Consider the following 10178-nt stretch of genomic DNA (forward strand, 5'->3'; position numbering starts at 1 on the left):
TAACTGACTGGCATTACTGTTCAACAGAGCTTTTTTATTTTCGGTTTTCTGCCATTTAGAAATCGTCATCCTCAGATGGATCACGATGTAAAGCATCATGAATCGCTTCGACCAGCTGCTGCGCGATTTCCTGCTTGGATGCTTTTTCCAGCTCGCGTTTTTCCATCTGGTAGGATTCAGCAAAGAATACGGTCATGGCATTTTCATCGGATGCAAAACCAATATCCTGACGAGATACATCGTTGCAGGCAATCATATCCAGCTTTTTCGCCACCAACTTGCCGGCTGCATATTCTTCAATATTACGGGTTTCTGCGGCAAAACCGACCATAAACGGACGTTTTTCCTGCTGGGCAATAGTTGCGACAATATCCGGGTTTTTGATTAGTGCCACGTTCAGCTCATCACCAGCTTTCTTGATTTTATGCTCAGCCACCTGTGCCACGCGGTAATCCGCCACCGCAGCTGTGGCGATAAAGATATCGCAGCCCTGTTCCAGCATGTGCATGCTTTCATCCAGCATTTTGACTGCTGAGGTCACATTCTTACGCTTCACACCATTTGGTGTATCCAGACTCACCGGTCCCGCGATCAGCGTTACATCTGCCCCTGCAGCATAACAGGCAGCAGCCAAAGCAAAGCCCATTTTCCCGGTACTGTGATTGGAAATATAACGTACCGGATCAATCGCTTCACGGGTTGGACCCGCAGTAATGGTGACGCGTTTTCCAGCGAGCAAACCAAATTTTTCAGCAATCGCACGCTGTGCCTTATGAAAATATTCCGTCACCTGACGTGCCAGTTCTTCCGGTTCCGGCATACGTCCCAGGCCAACATCACCACAAGCCTGTGAACCGACATCCGGCATGATTACATGCACGCCATCTTCAATCAGGGTTGCCAGATTACGCTGGGTCGGTTTGGCTGCCCACATCTGCTGGTTCATTGCCGGAGCCACCCAGACCGGCGCCTTGGTCGCCAAATACAAAGTGCTTAACAGATCATCCGCCAAGCCAGCCGCGAATTTTGCCAAAGTGTCACAACTGGCTGGTGCGACGAGTACCAGATCGGCCCAGCGTGCCAGCTCAATATGCCCCATGCCTGCTTCAGCTTCAGGATCAAGTAATTCTGTGTGTACCGGGTTACCAGATAAAGCCTGAAAAGTCAGCGGCGTAATAAAGGCCTGTGCGCCTTCAGTCATCACCACGCGGACATTAAATCCGGCATCCTTTAAACGGCGGACCAGAATTGCACTTTTATAAGCCGCAATGCCGCCCGTCACGGCTAAAATGATATTTTTATGAGGAATTACACTTACGTCAAAGCTCACAAACAGGCTACCTTTCTGTTGCAGTGGCGCTCACAATAGCATTAAATAAAGTCATACCCAAGAGAACCACTGAGCAGAAAAACGATAATTAATAATAAATAAGTCTAATAATCATGAATTTTTCAATTAAACACTGGCCAGAACAGGAACGGCCGCGCGAACGTTTACTTTTATCCGGCCCACAAAGTCTGTCTGATGCTGAACTGCTGGCGATTTTTCTACGTTCCGGTTCACAGCAGCATTCTGCCGTAGAACTGGCCCGCCTGCTCATTCAGCATTTTGGGCATCTCAGTACCTTGCTAGATGCTTCTTTACAGGAAATGAGCCAGTTTCATGGCATGGGTGTCAGTAAATTCACCCAGCTAATGGCCGTTAAGGAACTGGGACGGCGTTATATTGCCGAGCATCTTCGCCATGAAGCACTGGAACTGGATAACTCTCGCAAGCTGATGGACTATTTACGCTTTGAGTTACTCGGTGAATCTCAGGAAGTTTTTGCCGTACTCTGTCTGGATGCAGGATTAAGAAAAATCAGCTTTAAAAAAATGTTTTATGGTTCACTGAATGCCTGTGAGATTTCCATAAATCAACTATTACGGCATAGCATCTTGCAGCAGGCCACCTCGATTGTGATTGCCCATAATCACCCGCTAGGACAGCCACGACCTTCGCCAGCTGATTTGGAGCTGACCCGACAGATTTCCAGGGCCTGTCAGCTGGTCGAAATTAGATTAATTGACCACTGTATTATTGCCCGGGAAGGCAGTTTTTCCTTTGCTGAGCAGCAACTCATCAATACAGTGAATGCCTGAAGAATACAGCTTGACAAAGCTTAACTAAGTCATGAAGATCATGAAAAAAATTGTGATGATTCCAATAAATGATCGTACGTGACCAACCCAGTATCTTTAAAGTGCTATTTTCGTGGCGGGGAACGATTTTGCCGAAGGTGCTGCCACCTCTTGGCGTGGTCATGCTGATCTCCGCGATTGTCGGCGGACTCTCCTATGTCAACCTATTGCATCCACCACAATTACCACTGGTAGGTTTTACCCTGATCGGGGTCGTTCTGTCGATTTTCCTCGGTTTTAAAAACTCTGCAGCTTATGACCGCTGGTGGGAAGCGCGTAAACTTTGGGGGATTTTGATTGCCAATTCACGTCACTTTGACCGTGACTGCCGAATGCTGACCCAGGCACGCCGTGAACGGGTAATTCAGCATGTGATCTTGTTTGCCAATGTCCTGCGTGATCGTTTACGTCATCAAACCGCTAATCCGACCGAACTGGTGCAGACCAGTGGCATGAGCCAGCAAGCCTTACAGCAACTGTATCAGCAGGCCAATGCGCCGCAATACACACTCAGCCTGATTCAGTGGGAATTAATGCAGGCACTGAAAGAAGGTGAAATCTCGGACATCATTTATACCCAGATGAATCATCATGTGACTGAACTGAGTATCGTACAAACGGGTTGTGACCGGATTGCCACTACGCCACTACCATTTGCTTATTCAGTCCTGCTGAACCGGACTGTGTATTTCTTCTGTTTTATGTTGCCATTCAGTCTGGGTTCAACGCTTGGTGTCGCCACACCGTTACTGGTCGGAATTCTGGCTTATACTTTCTTGGGTCTGGATGCTCTAAGTTCGGAAATTGAAGAGCCTTTTGGTACGCAAAGCAATGACTTACCGCTGGATTCAATGGTAAGGACGATTGAAATTGAACTGCTGGGTACTTTGGGTAAACCGACACCACCACCTATTCAGGCGCATGATCATAATTTATTATAATTTCAGTGTGATTCACCTAAATGCATCGATCGCATTCAGGTCACTCATCCAATTAAATACTTATAAAAATTAAAATACGATGAATATAAAAAAGCAGATTTTTGCATATGCTCCCCAGCCGATTATTCACCCTTGGAAAGCACTTGCATTCATTTTAATGTGCAGTGTATTGGTGTTTATGATTGGCTCACTCTTAGCATGGCAAGGGATTCTATTCCAGTCGTTTGAAACGTCTTGGCGTTATCTGCTGGTGAGCAGCCCTTTTCTGGTCATCGCGCTTTTTGGAGATAAGGCTCAACGGCTAAAGTTTCCTGTTTTGCTGCAAAAATATCTGATTGATCCTAAATTGGCTATGGATTTAAAAGAACAGGCTTTGCGTAGCTCGGATGCGATCATTCTGGATTATCGCCATATACGTGCGCATTGGTGGCAAGGCAAGCAGCAACAACTGTTGCTCAAGCTGCATGAACATGAAGATGCGAAATGGTTTAATATCGATTTAAACCAGGTCTTTAACAATACCGTCTTTCTCACTAGTCTTCATGTGAAACTGAATCAGGCCATTATCGGGCAACATATCTGGGTTCATTATTTGGCACGTTCACGCACGATCGTGCAATTGTACGCTCAAGATCATTTTGATGATTTTCATCAAATGAAAGACTACTTTTCAATGCCTTATACAGGCCATCTAGTTTTTCACCAGATTCCAACTCAGCTGATGCTGGATATACCCTACTTGTCAGAAATTCAGGCAATTCGTGAACAGGATCAAAAAGGTTATCTCCTGAAACTAAAAACCAGTTATGGCAAGACTTACAGCATTTCATCCTTGGCCCGTCACTTTGACAAACTGGAATTAGCCCTTTCAGGTTTGATTGATTTTATCGCCTATCGGAATTTCAAACAGCATCCGGAAATTCAACAAGCACGAATTTCCAAACAGCATCCAAAACGCATACCACGATTACTGTTAGGTTTGACGATTTTCGGTACCTTGGTAGCAGCCATCTTGTTCCAAGATTGGATATTTTTCTATCTTGGCTTCGTATTAATCTATCTGTTGATACGAAATATTCGGCACTATAAAACTTCACCCTTTATTGAGGATGCAGATCTGCATTCTATTTAAAACTCTCCCAAATACCGACCTGCCCTTCTTTTAAACTGGGAATATTGCCGAGCTTGATCCACGGCATATTTTCACCATGAAAATCACTGCCGACCGAAACTTTTAATCCATGCTCAGCAATCATGCGATCCACCATCTGTCGTGTAGACAGAGGATCAATCGCAGGCGGAAGTTCAACGGCATCGCCTCCAAACTTGGCAAAGATTTCGATCAGGTAACGGATATTTGTCGCAGACAGGTCATAGCGAGTCGGATGTGCCAGCACCGCATAACCACCACTGGCATGAATCACCTGAATGGTTTCTTCCAGCCCCAAACCATCAAACTTTACATAGGCCTTTTTGCCTTCCTTGATGTATTTATCAAAAGCCTGCTGTGGCCGGCTCACAATGCCTTTCTCCACCAAAGTTTTAGCAATATGGGTTCGGGTGACGCGATCTGGAATATTATCAACTTTAGCAACCACATCCGTATAAATATCCTGTCCCACTAATGGAATCAACAGGTCGCAGATCTTTTTGGAACGTTCGGCACGAATGCGTTTCTGTTCTTGTAATACTTTTTGTAACGGCTCAGGATTCTGCATATCCAGCGCTACGATATGTACACCATAATTTTTCTTGGTGGCTGGACGTGACCACTGGCTGGAAATTTCCACCCCGGAAATGATCTTAATCGCATGATCTTTCGCAGCATTACGTGCCAGTTCCAGCCCGTCCATGGTGTCATGGTCAGTCAATGCCAGCGTATGGATAAAGCAGGCTGCCGCTGCCTCTACCAACTGCTGTGGACTCAAGGTTCCATCAGAAATATTGCTGTGTGTATGTAAATCTACGCCGTGCATCTCTATACTATGACATTTATTTGATCAGATTTAGATACTCTAACATGAAAGCACTTTTAGACTTTGTGCCACTCATTATTTTCTTTTATTTATATAAGACAGTAGATCCGAAAGACACCCACCACCCACTGCTCGAACTGATCGGCTCTGGTGGGGGTGTCGACAATAATAATATTCTGGTGGCAACCACAGGTCTGATCATTTCCATGTTAGTGGTGTATGGTGCACTATTTGTGTTTCAGAAATTCCGTCTGGACAAGCAGCAATGGTTGGTACTGTTCATGACCGTGATTTTCGGTGGCATTACTCTGATGCTCAGCGATGATTTCTATATCCGTCTGAAAGCAGTCTTGCTGAATCTGGTTTTTGCTGGTGTGTTCCTGCTATCCCCGTGGTTTAGTAAAGATAAAAAGCCACTGATTCAGCGCCTGTTTGGCCCGGTCTTTAATTTAACCGGACAGGGCTGGATCAAACTCAACTATGCCTGGGCAGCGATGTTTGCCTTTATGTCGTTCCTGCACTGCTTCTTCGCCTATATCTTTATGAATGGAAAATATTGGGGCGAATTTACTGCATTCGGTGACATGATCGTGATGTTTTCCTTTATCATTGTGCAGTTCATTGTATTGCGCAAATACTTCAAATCTGCCGAATAATATCTCACTTCAATATCGAGAACTGTCATGCCATTATTTGTTGTTACCTGCACCGACCAGGAAGGTACAGTAGAAAAACGTCTTGCTATCCGTCCACAACATCTGGAACGTCTGCAAAAGTTAGATGATGAAGGTCGTCTGATTGTTGCGGGCGCGATGCCTAAAGAACCGGGTAATCCTCAGGCGGGTTTTTATGGCAGTACCATTATTGTCGACTTTGACAGCCGTGAAGCACTGGATGAATGGTTGAAGGAAGAACCATTCCTGAAAGAAGGCGTTTATTCACATATTGACGTTAAACCATTTAACAAAGCATTCCCTCAAGGATAAGGTTTATGCACGCTGTAATTGCCAGTTTAATCGGTCTATCCCTTGCCTGCACAACTGCTTGGGCAGTTGAAGTAACACCGGCAGCTCCTGCGGCTGCACCAGCGCAACATACGACAGCAACTGTGCAAGCTGCGGTAGCGAATACACCGCCTCAAACCCTGCCGGCCAATCAGCCCGGCATCAAACCGGTTGCTGCCTCAGCCAATGCGCTGGTGCAGGATCCGGCAGCCAAACCACTGACTGCTGAACAAATTGCCAAAAATAAAGCCCAGCAAGATGCCAAAGTCAAAGCGCTGGTCAAAGACCAGGCGACTCGTCTGCAACAACTGGAAAAAGCCAATCTGGAAGCGCTGGCACAAAACCAGGAACTGCAACTGAAAAACGATAATCTCGGGGTTCAGGTACAGGTCCTGCAAAGTGAACGCAGTGCCCAGATGTTCCTCTACGGCGCTGCAACACTAGCCGTTGGCGTGCTGCTGGGCTTCCTGATCGCAAGCTATGTTTATACCAAGCGTCGCCGTCAGTGGTAAGCTATTCCCTTTGCTGATGTATTGAAGGTTCCTGTTTTGTCACACGCAATTCAAACTGCCGATCTGGATTGGCAGCTGGTGGATGGCATTGATGTGCCAGTTTCCAAACAGTTCGGTGATGTTTATTTTTCCAAGGACAATGGCCTGCTAGAAACACGCCATGTGTTTTTAAATGGTAATGATCTCAGCACCCGACTTGCGGAACTAAAACCTTTTGAATATTTCTGTGTCGGTGAAACAGGCTTCGGTACCGGACTCAATATTCTTGCCTTATGGCAACTCTGGCAGCAGGTACGTCCTGATAACCACAGCCGCTTGCATGCTATTTCCGTCGAGAAATTCCCGCTTTCCAAAGCTGATCTAATCCGTGCCCTCAATGCCTGGCCAGAACTGAAACCGCTGGCCGATCAGCTAATTTACCAATACCCTCTGCCAATTGCTGGCTGTCACCGCCTCAGTTTCCCAGAAGAACGTTTTTCTCTGGATCTCTGGCTCGGTGATGCACACGACGTGTTTCCACGCATGGAAAAAACCACAGCAGTCAATGCCTGGTTTCTGGATGGTTTTGCGCCTTCCTGCAACCCTGATATGTGGGAAGAAAATGCCCTGAACAATATCGTACGCCTGTCAGATTACGGCACGACTTTCTCTTCTTTTAGTGTCGCTGGTGTATTAAAACGTGGCCTGAGAAATCATGGAATTTCCATTTCACGTCCGCGTGGTTTTGGTCATAAACGGGAAATGCTCAAAGCGATCTGGAATCTGCCTGAATCTGAAGATACATCAGAAACTCCAGAAGACACCGCTCAAAAAAAAAATTCACTCAATAGCGAGCTGAAGTATCAGGCTCGCCAGATTGCTATCATTGGCGCTGGAATTGCCGGTTTAAGTTCAGCTTGGGCCTTTGCCAACCGTGGACATCAGGTTACTATTTTTGAACGCAAAGCACCGCTGTCTGGTGGTTCTGGTAATCCATTAGCTTTACTGAATCCAAAGTTAGCTCCGATTGAGCAAAGTGCCGAGCATATGATGACTCAGGCCTGGCAATATGCGCTGAATCACTATGTCCGCTTTAAAGCGTTTCGACCGTTTCAGGTGCATCAACTGGCAATAAAGAAACCAGAAGATTTATTGGCGCTTGCCGATGAATATCCTGCTGGTATTTTAGAAACCCCTGCTCAGGATCAGCAGCCTGATACTGAATACCCTGCTCTGGCTTTAAAGCAGTCAGGTGGTGTCTATCCTCATCAGCTACGTGATGAAATCCTGCAGCATCCGAATATTCAATATTTACAGGCAGAAATTAGCCGGATTGAAGCTGAGCCACGTCTAGAACCGTTTGCTGATGATCAATCTTTAGGACAGTTTGACCATGTCATCGTCTGCACCGCCCTGAATACACCACAACTGATTGAAGGTCTTCCTGACCTCAAGCCAATTCGTGGTCAGGTCAGCTGGGTAGAAAATAATGGACAATCACTCGATCCAAATATTGCCTATAGCTACGGTGGTTACTGTATCCAGTTGGATGACAAGCATTTGCTGCTAGGTGCTTCTTTCTGTGTCAATCGCGATGATACTGAAGTACTGAAAGAAGACCATGAACATAACCGCGAGCTGATCCATTCGGTTTTCCCCGAATATACCCAAACTTTGGCAGAGATCAGTGAATGGCACGGTCGTGCTTCAGTCCGAGCACAAAGCCGGGATTATTTCCCTCTGCTCGGCAAGCTAAAACAGGATAAGGAAATCTATAGCCTGGCAGGCTTGGGTTCCAAAGGCTTCCTGTTTGCACCATTATGCAGTGAAATTTTAGCAGCGCAAATTTTGGGAGAAGCCTGCCCGGCGTCAATCAATATGATCAAAAAGCTGGATGTACGACGCTTTGAAAAGAAAGTAAAAGCGAAGAAGCCATATTTTAAACCAAAAAGTTAAAGCTCCTCCCTTTGAAAAAGGGAGGTTGGGAGGGATTTATACAAAGAATTTAATCCCCCCTCTTGTGCCATATATGGCTCACCTTTTTCAAAAGAGGGAACTAGGAACTTTGAAGAAATAAAGACAACAAAAAAGCGCCCTTAGGCGCTTTTTCACTGAAAGGATGTTAGGCACCCTGTTCCAGTGGCATACCGGCATCACGGGCAGCACGTGTACCACCCATCAGGATGACGTATTCACGTGAGCTGTCAAAACCTTCCAGTTTTTCCGCAGCACGAGGGGCTTTACTGCCACCACCACACAGAATATAAATTGGCTGATCCGCGGACACTTGAGTCAGGCTTTCCTCTGAAAGGTTATTGATCGGCTGGTTCACCGCTCCTTTCAGATGTGCTTCTGCATAAGCACTAGAATCTCGAACATCCCAGATCACTGCACCTTCTGGGAACTCAAATGTTGTAATTTCTTGTTTACGGATCATTGCGCACTCCTTTGATGTAAACAACACTTGGCAAATGAAGAAAACATCCCTAGCATCTCAGATATTCTTTCCATTTGTAAAGGTCTAAACTATGCCTTCTTTCGATATTGTTTCTGAATTAGAAATTTTTGAAGTAAATCATGCTGTTCAAAATACGCAAAAAGAAATTGCGACCCGTTTTGACTTCCGTGGTCAGGATGTCTCTATCGAACTGAATGAAAAAGCAAAAGAGATCAAAATCAAAACAGAAAGCGATTTCCAGTGCGATCAGGTCTATAGCATGCTGGAAAATCACTTCTACAAACGTAAAGTAGATGTGCAAGCGCTGGATCCACAAAAAGCAACTGCCTCAGGTAAAAACTTTGTTCAGGTGATCAAACTGAAAGATGGTCTTGACTCTGATACTGCGAAAAAAATTAATAAAGCCATTAAAGAAAGTGGCATTAAAGTGCAGTCTTCTATCCAGGGCGACAAGATTCGTGTGACTGACAAGAAACGTGACACCTTGCAACAGGTGATGGCGTTCCTGAAAGAACAGCAATTTGGTTTGCCTTTACAGTTCAATAACTTTAAAGACTAAGGATTAGTCCTATTCGGGTAGATTTACCATGACAAAAAGCAACCGACTTTCCAAACTGGTTAAAGCAACTGCACGACTTCCACAAGGCATTCGTACTGCGCTGCTGAGTAAAACCTTTGGCCGGATTGTACCCATGGTGGGTTCTGCCCGAATCCGCTATGAACAGGTCAGCCATGATCAGGTAATCGTCAGTATGGCGAATCATAAAGCTATACAGAACCATATTGGTCAGGTTCATGCTTGTGCCATGGCATTACTGGCTGAAACAGCCACCGGCTTTGTCACTGCGATGAATGTGCCGGATTCAGCGATTGTGCTGATTAAAAGCATTAAAATTGACTATAAGCGTCCAACGAAAGGGGCCATGCGAGCAGTGGCTACGCTGACACCTGAACAGCAGCAACTGATGCAAAATAGAGAAAAAGGTGAAACTTTGGTTCAAGTATCGGTAACAGATGAATCTGGCGAAGAACCGATTCAATGTGAAATGCTCTGGGCCTGGATTACCAAGTCTCAACTGAGCAATAAAACCAAAGCTTAATTAAATTGGCTCTAGACTAGCAAAATG

At 45.5% G+C, this 10178-nt stretch carries 12 protein-coding genes; 9 read left to right on the forward strand and 3 right to left on the reverse strand.

Annotation, left to right across the window (positions count from 1 at the left end):
• Positions 1 to 55: 55 nt before the first annotated feature.
• Positions 56 to 1330 carry a bifunctional phosphopantothenoylcysteine decarboxylase/phosphopantothenate--cysteine ligase CoaBC gene (coaBC, locus tag GW12_RS02800; protein ID WP_034583135.1) on the reverse strand — a complete coding sequence of 425 codons (1275 nt, stop codon included), beginning with the start codon at positions 1328 to 1330 and terminating at the stop codon, positions 56 to 58.
• A gap of 113 nt (positions 1331 to 1443) precedes the next feature.
• Here coaBC and radC point away from each other — a divergent pair, with 113 nt between their 5' ends.
• The 3 genes from radC (at position 1444) to GW12_RS02815 (ending at position 4254) form a co-directional block, all read left to right on the forward strand.
• Entirely contained in the window at positions 1444 to 2142 is a 699-nt protein-coding gene (gene radC, locus GW12_RS02805; RefSeq protein ID WP_034583137.1) for a DNA repair protein RadC, read from the forward strand.
• A 68-nt stretch (positions 2143 to 2210) separates the two neighbouring features.
• Entirely contained in the window at positions 2211 to 3122 is a 912-nt protein-coding gene (locus tag GW12_RS02810; protein ID WP_034583139.1) for a bestrophin family protein, read from the forward strand.
• 178 nt (positions 3123 to 3300) lie between these two features.
• Positions 3301 to 4254: a hypothetical protein gene (locus GW12_RS02815; RefSeq protein WP_152598515.1), complete on the forward strand. Its 954-nt coding sequence runs from the start codon at positions 3301 to 3303 to the stop codon at positions 4252 to 4254.
• Here the strand turns inward: GW12_RS02815 and GW12_RS02820 are convergent.
• The gene (locus GW12_RS02820) at positions 4247 to 5098 is read right to left on the reverse strand and encodes a PHP domain-containing protein (RefSeq protein ID WP_034583141.1); all 852 of its coding nucleotides are present in this window, start codon (positions 5096 to 5098) and stop codon (positions 4247 to 4249) included. The genes GW12_RS02815 and GW12_RS02820 overlap by 8 nt on opposite strands.
• A 44-nt stretch (positions 5099 to 5142) precedes the next feature.
• Between GW12_RS02820 and GW12_RS02825 the strand changes: the two genes are divergently transcribed.
• From GW12_RS02825 to mnmC, 4 genes are read left to right on the forward strand one after another with little or no spacing between them, the layout of a single operon-like run.
• Positions 5143 to 5754, forward strand: coding sequence for a septation protein IspZ (locus GW12_RS02825; RefSeq protein ID WP_034583143.1), 612 nt, complete (start codon positions 5143 to 5145; stop codon positions 5752 to 5754).
• Positions 5755 to 5781: 27 nt separating this feature from the next.
• Entirely contained in the window at positions 5782 to 6084 is a 303-nt protein-coding gene (locus GW12_RS02830; protein WP_034583145.1) for a YciI family protein, read from the forward strand.
• A gap of 5 nt (positions 6085 to 6089) precedes the next feature.
• Positions 6090 to 6614 (forward strand): hypothetical protein, encoded by a 525-nt coding sequence (locus GW12_RS02835; RefSeq protein WP_034583147.1) that lies wholly within the window; start codon positions 6090 to 6092, stop codon positions 6612 to 6614.
• A gap of 36 nt (positions 6615 to 6650) precedes the next feature.
• Complete coding sequence (mnmC, locus tag GW12_RS02840; protein WP_034583149.1) at positions 6651 to 8549, forward strand: FAD-dependent 5-carboxymethylaminomethyl-2-thiouridine(34) oxidoreductase MnmC; 1899 nt, start codon at positions 6651 to 6653, stop codon at positions 8547 to 8549.
• A 166-nt stretch (positions 8550 to 8715) separates the two neighbouring features.
• Here mnmC and GW12_RS02845 read toward each other — a convergent pair whose 3' ends face one another.
• Positions 8716 to 9030 carry a rhodanese-like domain-containing protein gene (locus GW12_RS02845; protein ID WP_034583151.1) on the reverse strand — a complete coding sequence of 105 codons (315 nt, stop codon included), beginning with the start codon at positions 9028 to 9030 and terminating at the stop codon, positions 8716 to 8718.
• Between the two features lie 91 nt (positions 9031 to 9121).
• On the opposite strand from GW12_RS02845, the gene GW12_RS02850 reads away from it, so the two are divergent.
• Positions 9122 to 9610, forward strand: coding sequence for a YajQ family cyclic di-GMP-binding protein (locus tag GW12_RS02850; RefSeq protein ID WP_034583153.1), 489 nt, complete (start codon positions 9122 to 9124; stop codon positions 9608 to 9610).
• A gap of 28 nt (positions 9611 to 9638) precedes the next feature.
• Complete coding sequence (locus GW12_RS02855; RefSeq protein WP_034583155.1) at positions 9639 to 10151, forward strand: DUF4442 domain-containing protein; 513 nt, start codon at positions 9639 to 9641, stop codon at positions 10149 to 10151.
• The last annotated feature ends 27 nt before the right edge of the window (positions 10152 to 10178 follow it).

This window comes from Acinetobacter sp. HR7, from assembly GCF_000773685.1.
GTDB lineage: Bacteria > Pseudomonadota > Gammaproteobacteria > Pseudomonadales > Moraxellaceae > Acinetobacter > Acinetobacter thermotolerans.

What these genes read in the sequence shown, in the direction of transcription:
- GW12_RS02825 (WP_034583143.1), top strand. Translation starts at nt 5,143, where the DNA reads ATGAAAGCACTTTTAGACTTTGTGCCACTCATTATTTTCTTTTATTTA.
- GW12_RS02845 (WP_034583151.1), bottom strand. Translation starts at nt 9,030, where the DNA reads ATGATCCGTAAACAAGAAATTACAACATTTGAGTTCCCAGAAGGTGCA.
- GW12_RS02855 (WP_034583155.1), top strand. Translation starts at nt 9,639, where the DNA reads ATGACAAAAAGCAACCGACTTTCCAAACTGGTTAAAGCAACTGCACGA.
- GW12_RS02810 (WP_034583139.1), top strand. Translation starts at nt 2,211, where the DNA reads ATGATCGTACGTGACCAACCCAGTATCTTTAAAGTGCTATTTTCGTGG.
- GW12_RS02830 (WP_034583145.1), top strand. Translation starts at nt 5,782, where the DNA reads ATGCCATTATTTGTTGTTACCTGCACCGACCAGGAAGGTACAGTAGAA.
- GW12_RS02850 (WP_034583153.1), top strand. Translation starts at nt 9,122, where the DNA reads ATGCCTTCTTTCGATATTGTTTCTGAATTAGAAATTTTTGAAGTAAAT.
- GW12_RS02820 (WP_034583141.1), bottom strand. Translation starts at nt 5,098, where the DNA reads ATGCACGGCGTAGATTTACATACACACAGCAATATTTCTGATGGAACC.
- radC (WP_034583137.1), top strand. Translation starts at nt 1,444, where the DNA reads ATGAATTTTTCAATTAAACACTGGCCAGAACAGGAACGGCCGCGCGAA.
- GW12_RS02815 (WP_152598515.1), top strand. Translation starts at nt 3,301, where the DNA reads ATGATTGGCTCACTCTTAGCATGGCAAGGGATTCTATTCCAGTCGTTT.
- GW12_RS02835 (WP_034583147.1), top strand. Translation starts at nt 6,090, where the DNA reads ATGCACGCTGTAATTGCCAGTTTAATCGGTCTATCCCTTGCCTGCACA.